This is a genomic window from Mediterraneibacter glycyrrhizinilyticus, assembly GCF_015560805.1.
GTDB classification, from domain to species: domain Bacteria; phylum Bacillota; class Clostridia; order Lachnospirales; family Lachnospiraceae; genus Schaedlerella; species Schaedlerella glycyrrhizinilytica_A.
The window spans coordinates 340,869-363,430 of record NZ_JADMSO010000002.1 but is presented as its reverse complement, the minus strand read 5'-3'; the positions used below and the strand labels follow the sequence as shown (position 1 = coordinate 363,430).

The following is a 22,562-nucleotide window of genomic DNA, read 5'->3' as shown; positions in this document are numbered from 1 at the left end:
AAAGAAGCCGGCTATTCTAAAACACCTTGAAATAGCCGGCTTCTGTACTTTCGTGTATCTCTCCTGTATAAAATTTTCCTGTCTTATACGATCACCATTCTGTTACGCATTACAGTCTTCCAACATTTCCCGCACCGTTTTTCCATATACGGGATGCCTCTTATAAGGCGCGATCTCGTGCAGCGGTTCCAGCACAAATTTCCGTTTGTGCATCTCTACATGTGGGATACATAATTCTTCTCTCTCCAAAACAAGATCGTCATAAAGCAGAATATCCAGATCCAGCGTCCGCGGTCCCCAATGGATCACACGCTCTCTTCCCGCATTTTTCTCAATCTCATGGATGGATTCCAACAGTTCTTCCGGACTTAAAAGCGTTTTAAGTTCCAGACATCCGTTCAAAAAATCATCCTGCTCCACCATACCGTATGGCGGCGTCACATAAAACTTGGAACAACGGACAACTTCCGAATCCCGACATTCATTCAACGCTCTCACCGCCTCTTTCAGGTATCGTTCTTTATCCCCGATATTGGATCCCAGCGCAATATACGCTGTATGCCATGCACGTTCGATTTCCACGGAAACCGTATCCATCGGAAGTCCCACCGGCGCCCATGGTTTTTTGATCTCCACCCACACTTTTTCCAGATGCGGTGTGCCAAGCAAAAGTTCTCTTGCCAGAGCTTCCGCCGCCCGCTCGATCAAAAGAAATGTATGTTCTTTCAAATAAGAATCAACAAACCGGCTCACCTCTCCGTAATGGATCGAAGCCGTCAGATCGTCTGTCATGCCCGCTTTTCTTGTATCCGTATACATCGTGATCGATACAAGAAATTTCTGTCCCAATCTTGTCTCTTCCGGAAATACACCGTGATTTGCAAATATTTCCAGATCTTTAATCTTAATTATATCGTATATTTTCATCCGATCATTGTCCTCCCGTCTGTCACTCCATGTTCACATTCTATCTGCCTTATCCTATCGGACAGCCAGATCATGTTCCCGGAAAATAGCTTCTGCCATCCGGATCGCACGGGCATTGGTCTCCACATCATGTACACGCACAAAAGAACAGCCTTGTTCCACGCCGAGAACGGTCGTCACCAATGTTCCCTCCTCCCGCTGATCTGCCGGCAGATCCAAAGTCAGTCCGATCACCGATTTTCGGGAAGTTCCCAGAAGTACCGGATAGCCCAGTTCTTTCAGACGTCCCACCACACGTATGATCTCCAGGTTCATCTCATATGTTTTTCCAAAGCCGACTCCGGGATCCAACATGATCCGGTCGTCCGGGATGCCTGCCGCTTTCGCGATCTGTACGCTTTCTCTCAGATCATCCAGAACATCCTCCACATAATCTGTGTAGTCGATCTGCTCCCGGTTCTGCATTAGGCAGCATGCCGCCTGATGGCGCGCGATCACTTCCGCCATGTTCTCATCATATTTCAGTCCCCATATATCATTGACCAGATCCGCACCGGATTGAAGCGCCGCCTCCGCAACTCTGCTTTTATATGTGTCGATAGAGACCGGAACGTCAAATCGTTTTTTCAACTGTTCGATCACCGGCGTCACACGGGCGATTTCTTCATCTTCGGTGATCTGTATATGCCCCGGTCTTGTCGATTCGCCACCCACGTCCAGAATGTCCGCGCCTTGATTTACCATTTCTTCCGCATGAAACAACGCCGCGTCCAGAGAATCAAATTTTCCGCCATCCGAAAAAGAATCCGGTGTTACATTCAGAATTCCCATAATATAGCAATGATTTTTTGTGTCAAAATTTTTCGTTCCGATCTTCATCTGTCGACCTCCATATTCTTTTTCGCCTGTTCCCAGTTACATTCCGCTTCCGCCGGACATATAAAACAAAGTCTTGATTTTTTATCGCTCTCATAAAGCAGACGTTCCAGATCTGTCTGTCCGTTCCGACTGCTGCGATGTCCGCGTATCGCCTGAAGAATCGCCGCTTTCTCTTCTTTAGAAAACTCGTCTCCCAGATCGTTCAGGATCGTCCCGGCAATCTCGGCGGATGCAATTTCATGCGGGATCCTTTCCTTATATTGAAGTGCTTTCCCTATATCGTGCAGCAAGGCAGCGGTATATAAAACTTCCCTGCGGATTCCAAGCCTCTCCTCTAGATTCTGGATATAAGCGATCCGTGCCACATCCAGAAAATGTTCCGCCGAATGACAACAAAACTTCCGCCCCTGTTCCGCTTCTTGAAGCTGACGGTAAGCTTCCGCATACAGCGGATGCTCCCAGATCTCCTGCAGCACATTCCGTCTCCGCTCTTTTCCCTGTAAATTCTCCTGTTCCATCTTCTGTTCCATCTTCTGTTCCATCATTCCTTTACGAAAGCATTCTGAAAAATGTATTCTGCAAAGCTTCCTCCTCTGCAAATACACCGCGTTTTGCCACCGTTACCGTCTTGCTTCCCGGCTTTTTGATCCCGCGCATCGTCATACACATATGTTCGGCTTCGATCATTACCATAACCCCTTTTGGCTCCAGATATTTCTCCAACGCATCTGCGATCTGCCCGGTAAGCTGCTCCTGGATCTGCGGTCTTCTCGCGTAAACTTCCACAGTCCGTGCCAGTTTGCTGAGACCGACAACCCGACCGTCCGGAATATAGGCGATATGAGCCTTTCCATAAAACGGGAGCAGGTGATGTTCACAGGTAGAATAAAAAGTAATATCTTTTTCTAAGACCATCTCGCTATGTTCCACTGTAAAGGTCTTCGCCAGATGCACACCCGCGTCTTCGGTAAGCCCGCCGTAAATCTCCTCATACATCCGGGCGATCCGCTCCGGCGTCTCGACCAGCCCCTCTCTGGACGGATCTTCCCCGATCCCCTCCAATAAGAGTCGGACTGCCTGCTTAATTTTCTCCTGATCGATCATTCTCACTTCCTCCCCTTTCTCCCAAAATATTCTCCGCACATCGGATCACTTCTCCCAAATAAGAAAGCGATCCGAATGCCAATATAATATCCTCTTTTCCCGCATCTGCTGCCGCCAGTTCCACCGCTGTTTCCACCGCTCCTGCTGCCTGCACCTGTACAAAGAGTCCCTCTTTCGCTTTGAGTTCATCCAATGTCTGTTTTAACCCCCCCGCCGGAAGCGTCCGCTCTGTATCCGGCAGGTTCACAGTATAAACCTGCTTTGCAAGCGGCAGCATGATCTTTGCGATCTCTTCATACTCCTTATCCCGGAACACTCCCATAATACAGATCAGGCGTTTTCCCGGGAAATATGTCTCCAACGATTCCCTCAGCCTTTTTGCCGCATCTGCATTGTGCGCGCCGTCCACCAAAAACAGCGGTTCTTCACAGATCGTCGTGAAGCGTCCGATCCACTCTGCCTTATAAAGTCCCTGCCGTATCACATCTTCCGGGATTCCAAAAGCACGCGCCGCCTCCCATGCTGTGATCGCATTGAGAAGCTGATGCCGTCCGGCAAGACGGATCGACAATGCTTCCGTTCCTTTGTATGAAAACGTCTGTCCACGATAAGTTTCTTTTTCAATCTGAATCTTTTCCGGCTCGGTAAAAATCAAAGAACAGCCCTTTTCCTCTGCACATTTTTTAATCACTTCATGTACTTCCGGCTCCTGTGCCGACGAAATCACCATGCAGTCCGGTTTGATGATCCCCGCTTTGTTCGCTGCAATTTCCTCTAATGTATTCCCAAGCACGCCCATATGATCCCGACTGATCGAAGTAAATACAGCCGCTTTTACATTGCTTACAATATTGGTCGCATCCAGCGCCCCGCCCAGACCGGTCTCCAGTACGACCAGATCGCAGTGCATTCTTTTAAAATACAAAAAAGCTATTGCGGTTTCGATCTCAAATACAGTCGGGCTTTGTTTTCCCTCTGCCTCCATACGCGCAACAGCTCTCTGAACTTCTTCCACTAATTCTGCAAATACATCTTCGGAAATCCATCTGCCGTCAATCTGGATCCGTTCCAGATACCCCATGACAGTCGGCGAAATATAATGCCCCGTCCGATATCCGGCAGCACTAAAAATTGAAGAGAGATACGCCAGTACCGATCCTTTCCCGTTCGTCCCTGCAATGTGGATAAACGAAAGAGTATCCTGCGGATCTTCCAGTTCATGCAGCAAATTCCGAATCGTATCCAAGCCAAGTACACTTCCGTATTTCGACACGTTGTCCAAATATACCCTTGCTTCTTTATATGTCACGATTTTCTTCCTTTCCATCTTTCATTCGCTGTCCATAATATCACTTCTTCTTTATTCTCACAAGTATTTTCCTTGACTTTCTGAAAAACTTATGCTACTTTGAGTGTACTATTACAGTTAATACACTTCTTCAAAAAACAGTAGAAGGGAGAATTGAAATGATTACCATCGATTATACGAGCCGGCTTCCACTCTATGAACAGATCGTAGAACGGTTTCAGATGCTGATCATCAAGGGGATCCTCCCCTCCGGGAGTCAGATGCCATCCGTGCGGGCGCTTGCCGTCGACCTTGCCCTTAATCCGAATACGATCCAGAAAGCCTATTCCATGTTGGAGCAGCAAGGCTATATCTTTTCCGTAAAAGGACGGGGGAACTTTGTAGCCGACGTCCACACACAGATCTGCGAAAAGCAGAACCGATGCAAGGCTGATCTGAAAGAACTTGTAAGCCATGCCCGGGAGCTCGACATTTCAGAAGAAGAGTGCCACAGACTCATAGAGGAAATTTACCACACGGAGGTGTCCCATGATTGAATTAACAAATGTAACCAAATCTTTTTCTAAACTTTGTGCCGTCGATCAGGTCAGCGCCACGATCCGTGAGGGTCTGATCTTTGGACTTGTAGGCAGCAACGGCGCCGGAAAAAGTACGCTTCTGCGCCTGATCTCCGGCATTTTGAAAGCGGATTCAGGAACGATCACACTGGATGACGAAGATATTTTTGAACATCCGTCCGTCAAACAAAAGATCTGCTTTCTGTCGGATTCCATTTTCTTTTTTCCAAATGCGACCGCCAATACAATGTGCCGCTATTACAGAATGGTTTACCCGGACTTTGACAGCGCCGCATTTTACAGTCTGATGGAGAAATTCGGGATTCCAAAAGATCAGAAACTTGCAACCTTTTCCAAAGGAAAGAAGAAACAGGTTTCTCTTTTGCTCGGGATCTGCACGAAAACACAGTATCTGCTCTGTGACGAGACATTTGACGGACTGGATCCGGTCATGCGTCAGGCAGTCAAAAGCCTCTTTGCTTCCGAACTGCTCAACCGGAACTTCACACCGATCATCGCCTCGCACAGTCTGCGCGAATTGGAAGACATCTGCGATCAGATTGGTTTGATCCACAACGGTCATCTTCTGTTCACACAGGATCTGGACACGTTAAAATGCAATCTCTGCAAAGTACAATGTGTCATCCCGGATCCGGCAAAAGAGGAACAGCTTCTGTCCCGGCTTCCAATCCTGCAGTACGAGAAAAGCGGTTCTCTCCTCACGATCACTGCCCGTGGTTTACGGGAGGATATTTTAAGACGTGTCAACGAGACAGAGCCGTTGTTTGCAGAAATCCTGCCCTTATCTTTGGAAGAAATCTTTATCAGTGAAATGGAGGTAGAAGGCTATGACGTCAAAGATCTCTTATTCTAAATTCATACGGGAAAACATCCGCAGGAGAGGCTGGCTTCTGGCAGTCTCCATGATCCTGATGTTTTCCATGCAGACGCTTTGGACCGCGATGCGGATCGAAACGCTTCTTTCCGGTTCCGCTCACTCTCCGAAAGCCGATGTAGCCTCTCTGGAAAATCTGCATTTTGCAGGATTTTTGAACGGGTTGGAAAATCCTCTGTTTGCAGTTCTTGTGGTCCTGCTCGCTTTATGCTGTGCAGTCAGTGGATTTTCTTATCTTCACAGATCAGAAGAGACTGATTTTTTCCATAGTCTTCCTCTGGCTCGCAGGCAGCTTTTCCTGATCTCATACACCGGCGGATTGATCTTGTTTCTTGTTCCATATCTGCTTGCCTGCATCGGTACGATCGCAACGGCTTATGCGATGGGAATCGGAAGCTGCATTTCCATCGCGGACTGCCTGTTGTCGATGCTTGGATGTATCCTTGGATTTTTGATCCTATACCAGGCCGCCATCGTTGCAATGATGCTGACAGGCAAACTGATCTCCGGCATACTTGCCGCAATCGTATTATACGTTTATACCGAAATGATCGCCTCGCTGTCCAATGCGCTCCCATCGCATTTTTTTGACACCTACCATGCGTCTGCCGCCGGAAGCGCCGACCTGATCAGGAATTTTTTATCTCCGATCGGATTGTATTCCCATCTGTATGCACAAACCGGATGGTTTGAGGGCACAGACCGGATTTCCCTGTTGCTCTCCGCTCTTTTTGCAGCGGCAGTCTGGATCGTCCTTACATGGGTTGCCGCATACTTCCTGTACCAAAAGCGTGGATCGGAAACTGCGGGAACTGCGCTTTCTTATCCGTTTTTCGCCGGATGGATCAAGTTTTTTGCCGCAGTGCCTGCCTCTTTGACCCTTGGACTTTTTGTCGCTTCCTTTTATGGAAACAATTCCGATACATGGGTAATTTTGATCAGCCTGCTATCGGTTGTCCTCCTGTGTGGGATCACGGAATTTATTTATCACACAGATTTAAAACAGGTCACACACGGAAAAGTATCTTCCTTTCTGTCGATCGTAACTGTTGCCGGAATCCTCGTCATCCTGCATTTTGACCTTTTCGGCTACAACACATGGCTTCCAAAAGAAAGCGAATTAAAAAGCATTGCCTTTACCGCAGACAGTTTTTCCAACTACTTTACCTATTATAATGATGGAAACGGAACGAAATCTTATGGGCTTCTGGATGAAAAAGAACTCCAAGTGACAGCCCCTGATCCGCTTCTTGCACTTGCCAAAGATGGGGTGCAGAATTATAAAAACGGGATCAAAACAGAAGACATTTACGAGGAATATGCAGACGACTATATGCAGATCAGCATCCGTTTTACGCCAAAATATGGAATGCCTGTTTACCGGGATTACGCGGTCTCCAAAAACGCCGTACTGGATTCCCTGGAGACACTCTGCAAAAATGAAACTTATCGAAAAAATTTGTTTCCTGTTTTCCAACTGGACACGGATAAAGTCTCCGAGGTCAAACTGACGGATATTTATCAGGTACCTCAGACACTTTCTCTTTCTTCCGAACAAAAAACGGAACTGTTTCACGCTTATGAACAGGATATCCTGAAAACCGACATCCGGATTTTGCAGACAGAATATCCGATCGCCGAGCTGACCGCTGGATTTCCCACAAACTACCATGCCGGCAATGATCTGATTTCAGAAGATTCCATAGAAAGCGTGACTTACCTTGCCCCGATGTCCCAAATGTATATTTACGAAAATTTCACGAACACTTTGGATCTTTTAAGCGAATACGGATATACGATCCGACGGGAAATTGCACTTTCCGATGTGCAGCATATGGATCTGGAATCCAATCTGGATGAATCAGAGCCTACAACACTGCAGGCAATCACAGACCCGGAAGAAATGCAGGATCTGCTGGATCAGCTGCATTATCCGTGTCCGGGGATCCTCGGCGGAAAAGATTTGCCCCGGCAATATATAGAGCTTTCCCATACGGCTTATCCTTATCCGATCTACTATCCATTGGTATGATAAATAAGAACTTCATCCGGCAGGATTCTCCGACCACGATGGAACCATAAAAGGCTCTAATGAGAGAACCACCCGCAGGATCCGGTATTTTCATCCGGTTCTCTGCGGGTGGTTCTCTCATTATAAAAATCTTCTCAGCGGAATCGTCACAACCCGGAGTACACCATAAAATACTTTTTTTCCGGTGCTGAGTTCTTTTGCTTCATAATTTTCTCCGTAAGAGTACGTTCCGTCTTCTTCTACTGTTTTACTGTATGTCTTATCCCGTTCGGCTTCTTCCCGAATCACGGCGTTGAGTTCTTTCGAATCCACCGCCAACATCAGTTCCGTATCCTGATAAGTGCTCCGCATATCCATATTGTAAGAGCCGACGATACTCATCCGGTCATCGATCAGAACCGCCTTTGTATGACAGGAATGCTTTCCCATAAACTCATACACTTTCACGCCTGTCGCATGGATCTTCTCTTTCTGGTTCAGATAATCCGTACATCCCCATGGGTTCGCGCCGCTTGCCACGTCATTTGTGATGATCTCCACCGAAACGTCCGAATCCCGGAGATTTTCCAGATCCTGATACATTTCTTTTCCGCAGATGATATACGGCGTGTAGACCGTCACCTGCTTTCCATCCTGCATCAACTGATTGAGCGAATACCACATCCACGGTTCCTTATTCGCCGCTTCCGCCGGATTATATAGCAAGGATACTTGATTTGTCTCCATCGTGTAAGCATTCCAGTCCCATTCCCGGTAAGCTTCTGGATAGAGTTCCATCAACTGTTCCCGGCGTTTTTTTAATTTTTCCGCACAGTCTTTTACTTCTTTCGTACGGTCTTTGCAAAGATATTCTTTACTTTCCGGGCGATTCCACACCGTATCAAAATAAGACAGCAGCTGATTCACGGAGGAATCCCCGTCCACATCCGGCTCATATATCAACAGTTCCCTGTCAATATTTTTGGATGAAGAATAATCTCCCAGGAACAGGTTCACCGTATTTCTTCCTCCGAGCAGATAAATCTTCCGGTCACAGATCACATATTTATCATGCATCCTTGCCTGCAATGTCCACGGCTTCAGCAGATTCACCAGATTGTAGATCCGCATCTCCACATTTTCATGGGCTGTCAACGCCTGAAACCATTCATTTCCGCGCATATCCAGAAAGCCGCTGCATCCGTCCACGATCACTTTCACGGAAACGCCGCGGTCGGCTGCGCAAAGAAGCGCCGACATCATATCTTTTCCGGCTTTATCCGCATTAAAGTCAAATGTGGACACAATAATTTCGTCCTCCGCTTCCTCGATCATACGCAGACGGCAAAGCAGTGCATCGGTATTATCATTGATATATGCCACCCGCTCCGTTCCTGTCTGCTCCTGATAAAACGTCCGTGTCTGAAAATGCTTTTGAAAGGTTTCCGATACTTTTTTATGCGGAATATACGGAACGACAAGCGCCGCGATATAAAGAAGCAGGATCACAAGCAGTATTCTTTTTACCGGCAGCTTCCGCACCGACGAGAGAATCGTTTTCCAGTTCATAATGTTTCCTCCCTGAATAATTGTTCTATTCTCCCCCTCACTCTGCGCGTCCTGCCCGGATCTGCGCCGCCGGAATTGATTCCGACCACAAGTTCTTCCTCCTGTACGACCGCCGGAAAATAAAAGTCACATGCATCTTTATCATCCGCTGTATTCACAAGGATGCGTCGCTGTTCTGCTTCTCCCCGTCTGGCACAGTCTTGTACGATCGTCTGATTGACTTCTTTTTTGTCCGTTGCAGCAAATACAAGATCCATCTGTTCCAGATCTTTCTCTTCATACATTTTTCGATGAAGAATCAGTTTGCCCGCATCTGCCAGCTTCTGCAGTTCTTCCGTCACCTCCGGCGCAATGACCGTCACGTCCGTCTGAAACTTCAATAACGTCTTCACCCGTCTCTCAGCGATCTTCCCGCCTCCTGCCACGAGGATTCTAAACCGGGATATATCCACAAACATCGGAAAATATGAATTTTTCATTTTCTCATGCCTCCAGCATATAGAGCAATGCGTTGCAGATACATGCCGCAATATTGCTTCCGCCTTTCCGTCCCCGCGCCACAATATACGGCGTCTCATCCAATGTTAAGATCAATTCTTTCGACGGCACTACATTGACAAATCCGACCGGAACTCCGATCACAAGCTCCGGACAAACCCGCCCCTGCCGGATCAGCTCGTAAAGACGGATCAGCGCTGTCGGCGCATTCCCGATCGCAAAGATCAGAGGTTCCTGAAGCGCCGCCGCTTTCTCCATGCTTGCCACCGCCCGTGTTGTCTGATGCTCCTTTGCCCAGACGGCAACGTCCTCATCCGACATAAAGCAGTGGACTTTTCCTCCGTACTGCGCCAGCTTCTTTTTGTTGATGCCGGATTTTCCCATCTGCGTGTCCGTCACGATCGACGCGCCGTTTCGAATCGCCGAGAGCGCTTTTTCCACTGCATGCTCCGAAAACACAAGATTTTTCGCATAATCAAAATCTGCGCTCGTATGGATACATCGCTTCACGATCGGCTCGGTACCCGGAATCAATTTTATTTCTCCCAACTCTTCCGTGATGATCTCGAAACTTCTTTTTTCAATCTCCGCCGGAAGCACCTGCTCGATCTCTGCCGGAATCTCTCCTGTCATCTCTTCCCTTGCTTCTGTTACTTCCAAGTTGATCTTTTCACGTTCTGCCATACTTTTCATCTACTTTCTTTTTTACAATTAACAATTGTCCTCATTATAGCACAATGCGGATTTCACCGTCCACACATTTTCCACGATCCATCTGATGACGAAGTTTCCGGTTCTCCACCGTATCAAATACAATAGAAAAATCATAGTCTTCCGGATAGAGCTGATCGGCTGCCACCTGCAGCTTCACCCGCTTCTGATTGATCCAAATCTTCTTTTGCGGCATCTGCACACGGAGCACTCCTTTTTCATTCGCCGTCTGGCAGACGATCCCGATTTTTTTATCCGGATAGATCATCACGCTGTCTCCGATCCGAAACGCATAGCTTTTGCTTTCCTGTGCTGTCTTTGTCTTTCGTTTCTGCACTTTCGCCACATGGGTCTTTTTCAACGTCTCTTCATTACAAAGCTGCTTTAACTCCTCCGGAAGCGTTCCGTTATACGCTGCTTTTGCAGCGGTTTCCAGCATCGTTTTCGGCATTCCCATCCGTCCTGCAATATAGAACGCACAGCTCTCCCCGGCTTCTCCGATCACCAGTTGATACAATGGTTTCAGGCTTTCTTTATCGAATGTCATCCGCGCATTGACGATCCCGTCGGTATGTTCCGCATATTGTTTTACTTCCGGGTAATGGGTCGTCACCAGAAACAGCGCGCCGCTCTTTTTCAACTCTTCCAGTATCGCGATCGCGATTCCCATTCCCTCCGTCGGATCTGTTCCCGATCCCAATTCATCCATGATCACAAGACTTTCTCCGTTGATCCTGCGCAGGATATCCAATACGTTTGCGATGTGTGCGGAAAATGTAGACAGATTCTCGGATAAGTTCTGTCCATCCCCAATATCACAAAGGAAACTGCTGTTCATACAGATCATGGCCCGACGGCACGTCACATGAAGTCCGCACTGCGCCATCATACAATTGAGCGCAACCGTTTTGATCGCCACGGTTTTCCCTCCGGTATTTGGACCGGTGATCACAACACCGCGAGTCCCCTCTCCCATCGAAAACTGAAGCGGCACACAGCTTTTTCGCTCCATCAGCGGATGTCTTCCGTCCTCCAATACGATTTTCCGCTCCGTATTGATCTTCGGCTCCGCCGCGTCCCATTCCAGACTCAGTTTCCCTTTTGAAAAAATAAAATCCAGTTTCTCGATCATCCGGATATTCTGTTCGATGACCTCTGCATTGTCATGGATATATGCCGTCAATTCATATAAGATCCGTCTCTCTTCATTTTCTTCCCGGATCTTAAGAAGCTGGATTTCCTCATAATGTCTGGAAACCGCCGCCGGTTCCATGAACACGGTATTTCCTGTCGAAGACTGGTCGATCACGATCCCTGCCACTTTATTCTTATATTCTTTTTTTACCGGAATACAGAGATGTCCGTTCCTGATCGTACTGAAGCTGTCTGCCATGTAGGACTTTCCCGCCCGCATCGCCCGGTCTGCCTTTTGCCGCATGGCATCCTCTTCCTTTTCAATCTGATTTCGGCACGTTTTTAGTAATTTGGACGCCTGATCATCCACTCTTCCACTGCGGATCTGCATCCGGATCCTGTCCCGGATTTCTGTCAGCGGATCCAGATTTTCCTCATAATATGCCAGGGAAATCTCATAAGTTTTTCCCTGTTCCAGATATTTTTTTAATCTTGACACCGCAGTCAGCGCCATCTCCACACCCTCCAGCTGCTCTGCACTCAGACAGCCTCCTTTTTCGGCGATCATCACCCATTCTTTTAACCCTTGAAGCGAATCCAAAGGCGGAAATCCATTCTTTTCCATCAAAATTTTTGACTCCGACGTTTCACGTATTGCCGCTGATAATTCATTCTCCGAGAGGATCGGTCTCATTTCCGCTATTTTATTCTTTGCATATTCCGTAAGGGCCAGTTCTTTCCAAACTGCTTTTACTTTGTCAAATTCTAACTGTTTTTCTGTATTGTTCATTTCGAAACTCCTTGTCTGCTTTTTGTTTTTCTTTTTTATTTCACTTTTTACTGTTTCTGTCCGCTTTTTCATCTGCTTCAAAAAAGGAATCTCCCTGCAGAACAATACCGTTCTTGCACACAAATCGCCGAAAGTGCCAAAAGGCACATTCCGGGATTGTAAGCAGTCGCCAAGGTCTCGGGCAAGCCCGGACTTTGGCTCTTCACCTATACAAAAAGAGAGTACATCCCTATGACATACTCTCCTTATCTCACACGCATAAAAGGCGGACGCATTCTTTTCACGAACACATCTGATGAGAACCGTGTATGTCACCAGCCTGACAGAAACAACGAATGGGATCGTGATAGAAAAAGGTATCACGAACAAAGCACCTTTTATGTGCCTTTCCCCTTACTTTTCTTTGTTGTTATCTACCTGCCACGCTGGACATCCACACACCTGCCTTTTATATTCTCTGATTCTTACTTACCGTCTTTTCGACCTCGCCCATTATAACCTGAAATTTTCCGAAAAGTCAAGCTTAAAATATGAAGCAACTCCCGAAAGCAGCTCCCGAATGAAAGATTCAGCCGCTAAATATTCAACAGATCGCTGAATGCTTTCAGTGCACCGTCTGTCTCATGTGCCAGCACACGTTTTGCCAGTACTTTTCCGAGCTGTACGCCCTCCTGATCGAAGCTGTTGACATTCCATACAAATCCCTGGAACATGATCTTATTTTCAAAATGAGCCAGAAGCGCGCCCAATGCTTTCGGATCCAGCTGTTCTCCGATGATCATGCTGGACGGGCGTCCTCCCTCAAAGTTCTTGTTCTTATCCTCATCTGCTTTTCCACATGCAAACGCAACAATCTGTGCGGCAACATTTGCACAAAGCTTCTGCTGGCTTGTACTGTCTTCGATCACAACATCCGTGCCGATCTGGCTGTTCTTAAATCCGACAAACTGAAGCGGCACGATATCGGTTCCCTGATGAAGAAGCTGATAAAACGAATGCTGTCCGTTCGTTCCCGGTTCACCGAAGATCACCGGACCGGTCGGATACGATACCGGTTCCCCGAAACGGTTTACGGATTTTCCGTTGGATTCCATATCCAGCTGCTGCAAATGTGCCGGGAAACGGCTCAATGCCTGGGAATACGGAAGAACGGCCGTCGCCGGATAACCCAAAACATTCCGCTCGTAGACGCCGATCAGCGCGTCCAGCATCGCCGGATTTTCCAGCAGATCTTCTTTCATGGACAGACGGTCTTCTTCTGCGGCGCCCTCCAAAAACTGTGCGAACACATCCGGTCCGAACGCCAGGGAAAGTACGGCTCCGCCCACTGCGGATGTGGAAGAAAAGCGTCCGCCGATATAATCATCCATAAAGAATGCCGCCAGATAATCCTCGCTCTTTGCCAGCGGAGAGGTCTCGCTTGTCACGGCGATCATATGTCTGGATGCGTCCAGTCCTGCTTTCTTCAATGCGTCTTTTACGAAAGATTCATTGGTCAGTGTCTCCAGCGTCGTTCCCGACTTGGAAACAAGCACGAAGATCGAATGTGCCACGTCGATCGAATTCAGGACTGCTGCCGCATCATCCGGGTCTACATTGCTGATGAATTTTGCTTCCATCTTAAATGTATCGTGCTTCTTTGCCCAGTTCTCCAATGCCAGATACATCGCTCTCGGTCCCAGATCGCTTCCGCCGATTCCGATCTGTACGACAGTCGTAAATTTTTCACCCGCCGCATTGGCGATCTCTCCGGTGTGTACTTTCTTTGCAAATTCCGCGATCTTTTCCTGCTGTTCTACATAGAACGCCCGTTTGTCCACACCATCGGCAACAACCGTATCTCCGAGCTGTCCCCGTGTCAACTGATGAAGTACCAGACGTTTCTCTCCTGTATTGATCACCTCTCCGTTATACAACGCTTTATATTTTTCTGTCAGCTGCGCCTCATCCGCAAGTTTGGAAAGTACGGAAAGTACGTTCTCATCCACCTGCTTTGCCGCGTAATTATATGTAAGCCCTGCCGCCATCAAAACACTGTAAGCCTGAACACGCTTTGCGCCGTTCTCACCGCTCATCACCTCTGCAAGGTTTACACGTTCTGCATGTTTCATCTCTTCATAGGAAGCCAGAGTATCTAAATTCTTCCAATTTGTCATACTTGTCTCTCTCCTTTGGTCGTAAATTTCGTCACAACAATGATTATACTCTGAAAGCCCTCAAAATTCAATGCCGGCACACAGAATTCCGTACAGAATATTCGCCATCTGTTTTCCGTTTCCATCCAAAAACTCTCGGGATATTCCTCAAAATTTTTCTATTACTTTTTTCCCGCTTTCTTTATAATAATGAAAATGCACATATATTTTCTTCCATGCCGGTCGGCAGGAATTTTATCGTTCCTCCTGCCGGCATTGTAAAAAATAAAACTCATAATGAGGGGTATGACATATCATGAAGAAGAACAAACGTACAATGGATCTGACCACCGGTAATCCGTTGGTTCAGATTTTTCTTTTCTCGCTGCCGCTCGTATTCGGCACATTATTTCAGCAACTGTACAGCTTTGCGGATACAGTGATCGTAGGACGGTTCCTCGGTGTTTCCGCATTGGGTGCGGTCGGTTCCACCTATTCCCTACATTTTCTGACATTGGGATTCGTACAGGGTGCCTGTATCGGCTTCGGTATTCCGATCGCCCAGAGCTTCGGCGCGAAAAACCGCGATGATATCCACCGGTATCTCTGGAATGGCATGTGGCTCTGTCTTATGATGGCTCTGCTTTTGACGGTCGTCATGTTTTTTGCTGCCGCTCCGCTTTTACAGCTCGTACATACGCCGGACGATCTTTTCCCAATGGCGCTCACCTATATCCGCATCATTTTTCTTGGAATACCGGCAAGTATTTTGTACAACTATTCGGCAAGCGCGCTGCGTGCCTTTGGAGATTCCAGACACCCGTTTTATTTTCTGCTGATCTCCAGCCTGCTGAACATCCTGCTCGATTATCTGCTGATCGTCCATTACCATATGGGCGTAGACGGTGCCGCATGGGCGACCGTTTTCAGCCAGCTGATCAGCGGACTGTTAAATACATGGTGGCTTTTAAACAAAATCGAACTGATTGAAATCCGAAGAAAGGATTTTGCGCTTTCCGGATTCCATATCAAGCAACTCTGTGTGATCGGACTTCCGATGGGATTTGAATATTCCGTTTCCGCCATTGGAGCCGTGATCATGCAGAATGCGATCAATCTGCTGGGAAGTGTTGCCGTTGCCGCACAGACTGCCGGAGAGAAGATCCGTCAGATGTTCACACTCCCGATGGAAAGCATCGGTATGGCGATGGCAACTTACACCGGTCAGAACTACGGCGCCGGACGGATCGACCGGATCAAAAGCGGAATTAAGAATGGTCTTCTGATCCAGGGAATTTATTGTATTTTCGCATGGATCCTGATTTTCTTCTGCAAAGGATGGTTTGTAGAACTTGTTCTCGGCAGCAAAAGCGTGGAAGTATCTGCGCTCGCGATCCAATACCTTGCGATCATCAGCATGCTTTTTATATTCCATGGATCTCTGATGATCTTCCGGAACGTGCTTCAGGGACTCGGATACAGCATACAGGCGATCCTCTCCGGAATTGGAGAATTGATCGGGCGCGGCATCGGCGGATGGTTCGCGGTTTCTTTCTTCGGATACACCGCGATCTGCTATTCCAATCCGCTTGCATGGGCGCTGGCTCTTTTCTACTGTGTATGGATGGTAACACGGATTTTAAAAAAGATTCAGACAAAGCAATAAAAAATCCCTTTCCGCTTCTCCTTTTCAGAAGTCGGAAAGGGGTTTTTATTCTTCTCATCGTTTTGGGCGATACCTCATCTCAGACACCGTATAAACCGTAATAAATGCTTCCGGATCTTCCCGGTTGATATAATCCATCAATTTCTGGTATTCCCCTTTATCTACGATCGTAATGATCTCATTTCGTTTCTGCATATTGTAAGCTCCGATCGCTTCATAGACCGTGGCGCCGCTGTGCAGTTCATGAAGAATAAACTGACGCAGTTCATTCTCTTTCTTTGTGATGATGCAGACTCTCCGTTTCAGGTTTTGTCCGAAAATAAAATGATCCAGCACGATCCCGTTGAAGTACGTTCCGAGAATACTCAGTACAACCGCCTTTTTGTCATAGACAAGCGCAGAAGAAAGCGCCACGCACATTCCGGATAAAGACATTGCCTTTCCAAGTTCCATGTGCAGATATTTATTCATGATCTTCGCCACAATATCCAGACCGCCGGACGACGCATTCCGGTTAAATAAAATGCTCAATCCCACACTTACCACTAAAATATAACAGATCACATCCAGTTCCGGACTTGCCGTCATCGATTCAAAATCCGGGAATATCTTTTCATATAACGCCAGAAATAACGGCAGTACGATACTCGTATAAACCGTTTTCACACCGAATTCTTTTCCGCACGTCAGAAATCCGATGATCAAAAGCACCACATTTAAAACCATCGTGATCGCCGACAACGGCAGCGGGATAAAATTGGAAAGCACGATCCCCAATCCCGAAATACTGCTCACCGACGTCTGGCTCGGCACAAGAAAAAAATAAACTGCGGCAGAGATCACTGCCACCGCCGCGGTCAAAATCACCGTCTCTTTTATCAGATCTCCATAATTGATCTTTTTTGTTTTTATCTGTGTCTCCATTTTCTTTTCCCTCACATCTCTTTTATCCTTGTATCGATCCCGCATACGATCCGATCCACCGCTGCCGCTTTCCCGGCAAGTCCGGTACAGATTCTTCCGACCGTCTCACGGTATGCCCGGTCAAATGCATCGACCGGAACCAGACCGTATCCGATTTCCGTGCACACGATCACCCGGTCCGGATTCGTCTCGATCAGCCGTCTGACCAGCCGCCCGACTTCCTCTTCCGCCTGACAGCTTATCTTTTCTTTCTGCTGACGCGCTTTGTTTTCTTCTCCCCGCATCCAGCGGGAAATCCATGCTTCCAGATGCAGGATGCCCTCCGCCTCCCATATATCATCCATCTTGCAGACTGAGCCGTCGCACCACCGAAGATCCGGATACGCGCTTTTGACATACGCTGTTTTCCCCTGAAATGCTCCGCCGACGATCAGGTGAACTCCCTTTCTTTTTTCTTGTTTTACCATTTCTTCTTTCATCCAAACGTCACTCTCCGGACTTCGTTCCCTACTCCCCAAAAAGACTTCTTTTTCTTTGACAGACAACGGGATTCCATAGACTACTTCCGTCACTTGAACAGCCCGTTTGGCCATCCAGCAGTTGATCTTTCCCAGCAGTTCTTTGTACCGGTACATCTCCGGGCTGTCCTGTGCGGTCTCCGAGCAGACTTCATTTGTCACAACGACAACCTGTCCGCAGAAATCGCACAATGCCTCGATACCCTCTTTGACAGCCTCAAATGCGCCGCTTCCTGCACCCGTTTCCTCAAACATTTCATTGGCAGTCAGATTTGACATACATTCCAACAAGACGACGGATGGTCTGTTTCCTTTTATTTCTTCCTCACGCACAAATCCTTTCAGATCCAGATAACATTCTTTTGTCAAAAAACCTTTGTCTTTCCGCATCTTCCTGTGACGGGCGATCTTTTTTTCCGTCTCCGCGCCGTAAGGGATCATTGTGGCGAGATACCAGACTCCGTCGTCAGATCCTTGTTTTTCCTCGTCTGAGGCTTCCTGACCGGATTTTCCGCGTAATTTTTGCACCAATGCTTCCGCATATTCCGATTTCCCGCTTCCGCTTCCTCCTGTCACCAAATATAACATTCTGCTCCTCTTTCTTTGCTTCCGTTTAATCTGCCCACTTTGCATAGCGGTATTCCAACGCTCCGGTTGCCGCGATCTGTGTGATCCCCTCCAATTTTGGCCGGATCAGATTACAGCTCTTCATCGAATAAAGCGGGATCACATAAAACTGTTCTCCTACGGCAAGGCGCTCCGCCTGATGCATCAGCTCCGCCCGTTTTGCCGGATCTGTTTCCGTATCGGACGCCGCCACCAAAGCGTCATACTGTGCATCCTGAATTCCGCTGCAGTTATAGGTGCTGTTGGACAACAGCATCGACAGATACGTATAAGGATCCGCAAAATCTGCGGTCCAGTTCATCCGACACAGATCGAAATTCCCTGCCCGGCGCTCGGAATAGTTCACCTGTAATTCCTGTGCATTGAGCTTGATCTCAATATTCAGATTTTTTTTCAGCTGTTCCTGAAGCACCTGCGCCGTGTCCGAATCCATCTCCAACGTCGGATAGTTATACGTCAGCACCGGAAATCCCTCCCCGTTTGGGTATCCCGCTTCTGCAAGAAGTTTCTGTGCTTCTTTCACATTTTCCTGAAACGGTGGTTCCGCTTCCTGGATAAAATAATTTCCGGTCGTCTTATCTTTCATATACGCCGCGATAAAATTGACCGTCGGCTCCGTATCGCCGCCCACAGCCTGACAAAGATTCTCCCGGTTCAGCGCCAGACTGATCGCCTTTCTGACCCGGACGTCCTGCAACGGCTCTACATTCAGATTGGGGTAAATATACCGGGTCGCGATCGTCTCCGTGATCTCCAGATCTTCTTTTCCCTCATACAGGCTCATCACCGTGGACGGCAGTCCGGTCGCCGCATCTGCTTCTCCGCTTTCGTAAGCATACAGCATCGCTTCCTGACTGTCAAAAAAACGATAGGTGATCTCATCCAATGAAACGGCATCCGCATTCCAGTACGATTCATTTTTTTTAAGCGTCATATACTGTTCCGGTACATATTCCGCAAGATAAAACGGACCGTTCGATACACTTGTCTTTGGATCGGTATCCCAGCCGCTTCCGGTTTCTTTTGCATAGGTACTGCAGGACGGTGTATAGACCGGAAGCCGCAGCAGATCCAGAAAATAGACGCACGGTTTTTCCAGATAAAAGATCAGCGTATAGTCGTCCGGCGTCTCCACTCCGAGTTCTCCGCTCTCCATCTCTCCGTTGTAGATCGCCTCGGCATTCCGGATCGGAAACAGATAATTTGCATAGCCGCTCCCGCTTTTCGGATCCAGCGCCCGCGTCATCGTATTCAGAAAATCCGCCGAAGTCACCGGCGTCCCGTCCGACCACGCCGCTTCTTCCCGCAGATGGAACGTCCAGACCGTCGAATCTTCATTGACTTCGTAGGACTCTGCCGCCCGGTAGTCGATCTCTCCGTCCGCATCAAATGTCAATAATTCGTCCAGCGCCGATACCGAATACGTCAGATAGGTAAGGGCAATACTGCCTGCCGGATCCATCGAACCGGTATCGCTGCTCGCAGCGACGGTGATACTGTTTCTCTCTTTTCGTTCTTCTGCTCCGGCTTTGTCCGTTTTGCCGCACCCTGCTGCCGCTGCCACAGTCACGAACGCCGCCATCACTGCCGCTATCCATTTCTTCCCCGCGTTTTTCCCGATCTTGTACATTCTTTGTTCCTTTCTTCTCATTCAAATCTGGGAAGCCATCCGGTACTCTTTGCTTCGTTTTCCGCTGTGCTGTTCCGAATACAAGAAACATGCCACTTCCCGATCTTCAAACCGGTAAAGTTCCGGTCGTTCTTTCTTACAACACTCCATCACATATCCACACCTGTTGGCATAAGGACAGCCGTTTTCCTCCCCACTGCCTGTACCGCCTCCTGACGTCAGCCCGGGAACATTTCGCCGTCTTCTCATTTTCTTCGGATCGGCAGTCAACGTCGAAAGCATCAATTCTTTTGTGTACGGATGCCATGGTTCCCTGTAAAGTTGTTCTGCATCTCCGCTTTCCACAAGCCTCCCATTGTAAAGAACGCCGATCCGGTCACAAATCCGCCTCACGACATTCAGATCATGGGAAATAAAAAAATAAGTCAGCTCCTGTTCTCTTTGCAGACGTTCCAATAATTGCAAGATCTGTTCCTGTACCGTCACATCCAGCGCGGATACCGGTTCATCCAATACGAGAAGTTCCGGCTTCAGCATCAATGCTCTCGCGATCCCGATCCTTTGCCGCTGTCCGCCGGAGAGCTCCCCCGGGTATTTCTCAAGGATCTCCGGTTCCAATCCTACTTTGAAAAGCATTTCCGCTGCTTCTGTCTTCCACACATCCTGCATGCCACCGCCCCAGATCTCAAGCGGTTCCGATAAGGCTTCTCCGATCGTTCTTTTCGGATCCAATGCTTGCGCACAATTCTGAAAAACCATCTGGATTTTTTGACACTGCGCTTTGCTCCTGCCTTTTTGTAAAGATTTCCATCGCTCTTTCAGATACAAAATCTGTCCCGCCGACGGTTCTATAATTCCGGTCATCATTCTTGCAAGCGTTGTTTTTCCGCTCCCGCTCTCCCCGACCAGCCCATAGGATTCCCCTTTTCGCAAAAAAAACGAAACATCCTGCACTGCTTCCGTCGATTTTTTTTTCAAAAAATGAAATTTTGTATATTGAAAGGAGAGATGTTCCGCCTGAAACAGGATCGTTTCTGAAATCCTGTGCTTATCCTGCGACCGGCTGCCATGTTTCCTTGCCGCTTCCACCAGTTCTCTCGTATATTGTTCTTTTGCTTCATGAAAAATTTCTTCTGCCGTTCCCGTTTCAATGATCTCTCCGTCTTTCATCACAAGGATTCTCTTCGCCAGTGCCGCAACGACTCCAAGATCATGGCTGACCAGTAAAACCGATGTGTGCGTCTCTTCCGCGATCCGCTTCAGGCGGTCTAAAATCTGCCGCTGTACCGTGACGTCAAGAGCGGTTGTCGGCTCATCCGCGATCAACAGCGACGGGCGGCATGCCAATGCGATCGCAAGCACAATCCGCTGCTGCTGCCCGCCGGAAAGTTCAAACGGATACCGTTTCATTATTTCTTCCGGATTCCGGATCCCGGTCATCTCCAACAGTTTTTCCGCATGCTCCCACGCACGTTTCCGACTGTTTTTTTTCTGCTGCTGTGTTGCTTTTTCCGTCACAGGTTCCGGATGCAGAAGAATTGTTTCGATCAACTGTCTGCCTACTTTGATCGTCGGATTCAGATAGGCAGACGGATCCTGAAACACCATCGCAGCCGAGGATTTTCCTCCCCGGATCCAAAGCTGTTCATAAGATACGTCGGCATCCTGCGGAAGAACGTCGAGAACTGCGCGCATCACGGTACTTTTCCCGGACCCGGATTCTCCGACCACTCCGACGATCTCGCCGCATCCCACGTCAAAGCTGACGTCGCGCACCGCTTCTTCTTTTTGACCGCCATGTTGAAATTCCACATGCAGATGCCTGACGAAAAGCAGTTCTTCTTTCATCTTCTGTTCCATCCTCCCTTTTGTTCCAGACCGACTCCGATCAAGTGCAGCGAGATCAACAAAAGACTCAGAACAAGGATCGGATATAACATTTGTGAGGGGTAAAGACGCATCTGACTTCTTGCCGCCTGGATCAGACTGCCGAGACTCGCCTGTGGCGCCTCGATCCCCACACCTACAAAACTCAAAAATGCTTCGGTAAATATCGCTTTCGGTATAAAGAACGTCAGGGAAACGATCACCGGTCCCCACGCATTCGGAAGCACATGTGTTCGCAGGATCCGGATCGGTCCCGCTCCCAGGATCCGGGCAGCCTCACAAAAATTCAGTGTCTTCACACGCTGTACTTCGGCGCGGACGATCCGCGCCGATTCCACCCAGCCCGAAATACAGATCCCCAAAAGGATACTTCCCGCATTGGCGCCGAATGTCAATGTGATCAATATCACATAAAGAAGAGACGGAACCGCATCGACCAGATCTCCGAGACGCATCAGCAGAAGATCGATGATCCCTCCCGCATATCCCGCAGCCGCTCCGATCACGATCCCCACTGCCCCGCAGATCGCCATACTGCCGATCCCGACAAACAGACTGATCCGTGTTCCATACCAGACACGCACGAATAAGTCCCGTCCAAATTTGTCCGTCCCGAAAAGATGTGCCGCGGAACTTCCGAGATTCTGCAGATCCGGATTCTGTTCCGCATAGGACTGTCCGGAGAAAATCGGAACCAGTACTGCCAGAAGTGTGAGCATTGCCAAAAGGATCACTCCTGTTTTCAATATGAAATTACTTTCTGCTTTCTGCCGATCTTTTCGTTTCATCCT

The 22,562-nt window shown here is 48.2% G+C and carries 19 protein-coding genes; 4 read left to right on the top strand and 15 right to left on the bottom strand.

Annotated features, from left to right (window positions below; translation table 11 throughout):
* Nucleotides 1-102 precede the first annotated feature (102 nt).
* Genes folK through I2H87_RS03610 form a run of 5 tightly spaced genes read right to left on the bottom strand, consistent with a single transcriptional unit; the run spans nt 103 to nt 4,237 of the window.
* The gene (gene folK, locus I2H87_RS03630; RefSeq protein ID WP_009267566.1) at nt 103-927 is read right to left on the bottom strand and encodes a 2-amino-4-hydroxy-6-hydroxymethyldihydropteridine diphosphokinase; all 825 of its coding nucleotides are present in this window, start codon (nt 925-927) and stop codon (nt 103-105) included.
* A 54-nt stretch (nt 928-981) separates the two neighbouring features.
* Complete coding sequence (gene folP / locus I2H87_RS03625) at nt 982-1,806, bottom strand: dihydropteroate synthase (protein ID WP_009267567.1); 825 nt, start codon at nt 1,804-1,806, stop codon at nt 982-984.
* On the bottom strand, nt 1,803-2,336 hold the full coding sequence (locus I2H87_RS03620; RefSeq protein ID WP_009267568.1) for an HD domain-containing protein: 534 nt from the start codon (nt 2,334-2,336) through the stop codon (nt 1,803-1,805). Before I2H87_RS03620 ends, folP begins: the two co-directional genes overlap by 4 nt.
* Before the next feature lie 19 nt (nt 2,337-2,355).
* The gene (gene folE, locus I2H87_RS03615; protein WP_009267569.1) at nt 2,356-2,910 is read right to left on the bottom strand and encodes a GTP cyclohydrolase I FolE; all 555 of its coding nucleotides are present in this window, start codon (nt 2,908-2,910) and stop codon (nt 2,356-2,358) included.
* A complete protein-coding gene (locus I2H87_RS03610; protein ID WP_195609346.1) occupies nt 2,888-4,237 on the bottom strand; it encodes a bifunctional folylpolyglutamate synthase/dihydrofolate synthase in 1,350 nt (449 codons plus the stop codon). The genes folE and I2H87_RS03610 overlap by 23 nt, the downstream gene beginning before the upstream one ends.
* A 140-nt stretch (nt 4,238-4,377) precedes the next feature.
* On the opposite strand from I2H87_RS03610, the gene I2H87_RS03605 reads away from it, so the two are divergent.
* Genes I2H87_RS03605 through I2H87_RS03595 form a run of 3 tightly spaced genes read left to right on the top strand, consistent with a single transcriptional unit; the run spans nt 4,378 to nt 7,703 of the window.
* Complete coding sequence (locus I2H87_RS03605) at nt 4,378-4,755, top strand: GntR family transcriptional regulator (RefSeq protein ID WP_009267571.1); 378 nt, start codon at nt 4,378-4,380, stop codon at nt 4,753-4,755.
* Nucleotides 4,748-5,650 (top strand): ABC transporter ATP-binding protein, encoded by a 903-nt coding sequence (locus I2H87_RS03600; RefSeq protein WP_009267572.1) that lies wholly within the window; start codon nt 4,748-4,750, stop codon nt 5,648-5,650. The genes I2H87_RS03605 and I2H87_RS03600 overlap by 8 nt, the downstream gene beginning before the upstream one ends.
* Entirely contained in the window at nt 5,625-7,703 is a 2,079-nt protein-coding gene (locus I2H87_RS03595; protein ID WP_009267573.1) for a DUF6449 domain-containing protein, read from the top strand. Before I2H87_RS03600 ends, I2H87_RS03595 begins: the two co-directional genes overlap by 26 nt.
* A gap of 120 nt (nt 7,704-7,823) precedes the next feature.
* Here I2H87_RS03595 and I2H87_RS03590 read toward each other — a convergent pair whose 3' ends face one another.
* The 5 genes from I2H87_RS03590 to I2H87_RS03570 all read right to left on the bottom strand — a co-directional run bounded on the left by I2H87_RS03590 (nt 7,824) and on the right by I2H87_RS03570 (nt 14,540).
* Complete coding sequence (locus tag I2H87_RS03590) at nt 7,824-9,251, bottom strand: phospholipase D family protein (RefSeq protein WP_009267574.1); 1,428 nt, start codon at nt 9,249-9,251, stop codon at nt 7,824-7,826.
* Entirely contained in the window at nt 9,248-9,730 is a 483-nt protein-coding gene (locus I2H87_RS03585) for a precorrin-2 dehydrogenase/sirohydrochlorin ferrochelatase family protein (protein WP_009267575.1), read from the bottom strand. The genes I2H87_RS03590 and I2H87_RS03585 overlap by 4 nt, the downstream gene beginning before the upstream one ends.
* Before the next feature lie 4 nt (nt 9,731-9,734).
* On the bottom strand, nt 9,735-10,382 hold the full coding sequence (locus tag I2H87_RS03580; protein ID WP_044954857.1) for a precorrin-8X methylmutase: 648 nt from the start codon (nt 10,380-10,382) through the stop codon (nt 9,735-9,737).
* A gap of 94 nt (nt 10,383-10,476) precedes the next feature.
* Nucleotides 10,477-12,384, bottom strand: a complete 1,908-nt coding sequence (locus tag I2H87_RS03575) for an endonuclease MutS2 (RefSeq protein ID WP_195609345.1) — start codon at nt 12,382-12,384, stop codon at nt 10,477-10,479.
* A gap of 575 nt (nt 12,385-12,959) precedes the next feature.
* Complete coding sequence (locus I2H87_RS03570) at nt 12,960-14,540, bottom strand: glucose-6-phosphate isomerase (protein ID WP_195609344.1); 1,581 nt, start codon at nt 14,538-14,540, stop codon at nt 12,960-12,962.
* A 295-nt stretch (nt 14,541-14,835) separates the two neighbouring features.
* Here I2H87_RS03570 and I2H87_RS03565 point away from each other — a divergent pair, with 295 nt between their 5' ends.
* Entirely contained in the window at nt 14,836-16,185 is a 1,350-nt protein-coding gene (locus I2H87_RS03565; RefSeq protein ID WP_195609343.1) for an MATE family efflux transporter, read from the top strand.
* A gap of 54 nt (nt 16,186-16,239) precedes the next feature.
* Here the strand turns inward: I2H87_RS03565 and I2H87_RS03560 are convergent, their stop codons facing one another.
* The 5 genes from I2H87_RS03560 to I2H87_RS03535 are packed head-to-tail and all read right to left on the bottom strand — an operon-like array spanning nt 16,240 to nt 22,559.
* Nucleotides 16,240-17,109 carry a YitT family protein gene (locus I2H87_RS03560; protein ID WP_022151701.1) on the bottom strand — a complete coding sequence of 290 codons (870 nt, stop codon included), beginning with the start codon at nt 17,107-17,109 and terminating at the stop codon, nt 16,240-16,242.
* Nucleotides 17,110-17,120: 11 nt separating this feature from the next.
* Entirely contained in the window at nt 17,121-18,215 is a 1,095-nt protein-coding gene (locus tag I2H87_RS13970) for a bifunctional adenosylcobinamide kinase/adenosylcobinamide-phosphate guanylyltransferase (protein WP_330611463.1), read from the bottom strand.
* A 25-nt stretch (nt 18,216-18,240) separates the two neighbouring features.
* Nucleotides 18,241-19,884, bottom strand: coding sequence for a peptide ABC transporter substrate-binding protein (locus tag I2H87_RS03545; protein ID WP_195609342.1), 1,644 nt, complete (start codon nt 19,882-19,884; stop codon nt 18,241-18,243).
* Between the two features lie 21 nt (nt 19,885-19,905).
* Complete coding sequence (locus tag I2H87_RS03540; protein ID WP_243273864.1) at nt 19,906-21,744, bottom strand: dipeptide ABC transporter ATP-binding protein; 1,839 nt, start codon at nt 21,742-21,744, stop codon at nt 19,906-19,908.
* Nucleotides 21,729-22,559: an ABC transporter permease gene (locus I2H87_RS03535; RefSeq protein ID WP_022151954.1), complete on the bottom strand. Its 831-nt coding sequence runs from the start codon at nt 22,557-22,559 to the stop codon at nt 21,729-21,731. The genes I2H87_RS03540 and I2H87_RS03535 overlap by 16 nt, the downstream gene beginning before the upstream one ends.
* Nucleotides 22,560-22,562 lie beyond the last annotated feature (3 nt).

What these genes read in the sequence shown, in the direction of transcription:
- I2H87_RS03535 (WP_022151954.1), bottom strand. Translation starts at nt 22,559, where the DNA reads ATGAAACGAAAAGATCGGCAGAAAGCAGAAAGTAATTTCATATTGAAA.
- I2H87_RS03585 (WP_009267575.1), bottom strand. Translation starts at nt 9,730, where the DNA reads ATGAAAAATTCATATTTTCCGATGTTTGTGGATATATCCCGGTTTAGA.
- I2H87_RS03605 (WP_009267571.1), top strand. Translation starts at nt 4,378, where the DNA reads ATGATTACCATCGATTATACGAGCCGGCTTCCACTCTATGAACAGATC.
- I2H87_RS03570 (WP_195609344.1), bottom strand. Translation starts at nt 14,540, where the DNA reads ATGACAAATTGGAAGAATTTAGATACTCTGGCTTCCTATGAAGAGATG.
- I2H87_RS03610 (WP_195609346.1), bottom strand. Translation starts at nt 4,237, where the DNA reads ATGGAAAGGAAGAAAATCGTGACATATAAAGAAGCAAGGGTATATTTG.
- I2H87_RS03595 (WP_009267573.1), top strand. Translation starts at nt 5,625, where the DNA reads ATGACGTCAAAGATCTCTTATTCTAAATTCATACGGGAAAACATCCGC.
- I2H87_RS03565 (WP_195609343.1), top strand. Translation starts at nt 14,836, where the DNA reads ATGAAGAAGAACAAACGTACAATGGATCTGACCACCGGTAATCCGTTG.
- folK (WP_009267566.1), bottom strand. Translation starts at nt 927, where the DNA reads ATGAAAATATACGATATAATTAAGATTAAAGATCTGGAAATATTTGCA.
- I2H87_RS13970 (WP_330611463.1), bottom strand. Translation starts at nt 18,215, where the DNA reads ATGTTATATTTGGTGACAGGAGGAAGCGGAAGCGGGAAATCGGAATAT.
- I2H87_RS03575 (WP_195609345.1), bottom strand. Translation starts at nt 12,384, where the DNA reads ATGAACAATACAGAAAAACAGTTAGAATTTGACAAAGTAAAAGCAGTT.
- I2H87_RS03600 (WP_009267572.1), top strand. Translation starts at nt 4,748, where the DNA reads ATGATTGAATTAACAAATGTAACCAAATCTTTTTCTAAACTTTGTGCC.
- I2H87_RS03620 (WP_009267568.1), bottom strand. Translation starts at nt 2,336, where the DNA reads ATGGAACAGAAGATGGAACAGGAGAATTTACAGGGAAAAGAGCGGAGA.
- I2H87_RS03545 (WP_195609342.1), bottom strand. Translation starts at nt 19,884, where the DNA reads ATGTACAAGATCGGGAAAAACGCGGGGAAGAAATGGATAGCGGCAGTG.
- I2H87_RS03540 (WP_243273864.1), bottom strand. Translation starts at nt 21,744, where the DNA reads ATGGAACAGAAGATGAAAGAAGAACTGCTTTTCGTCAGGCATCTGCAT.
- folP (WP_009267567.1), bottom strand. Translation starts at nt 1,806, where the DNA reads ATGAAGATCGGAACGAAAAATTTTGACACAAAAAATCATTGCTATATT.
- folE (WP_009267569.1), bottom strand. Translation starts at nt 2,910, where the DNA reads ATGATCGATCAGGAGAAAATTAAGCAGGCAGTCCGACTCTTATTGGAG.
- I2H87_RS03580 (WP_044954857.1), bottom strand. Translation starts at nt 10,382, where the DNA reads ATGACAGGAGAGATTCCGGCAGAGATCGAGCAGGTGCTTCCGGCGGAG.
- I2H87_RS03590 (WP_009267574.1), bottom strand. Translation starts at nt 9,251, where the DNA reads ATGAACTGGAAAACGATTCTCTCGTCGGTGCGGAAGCTGCCGGTAAAA.
- I2H87_RS03560 (WP_022151701.1), bottom strand. Translation starts at nt 17,109, where the DNA reads ATGGAGACACAGATAAAAACAAAAAAGATCAATTATGGAGATCTGATA.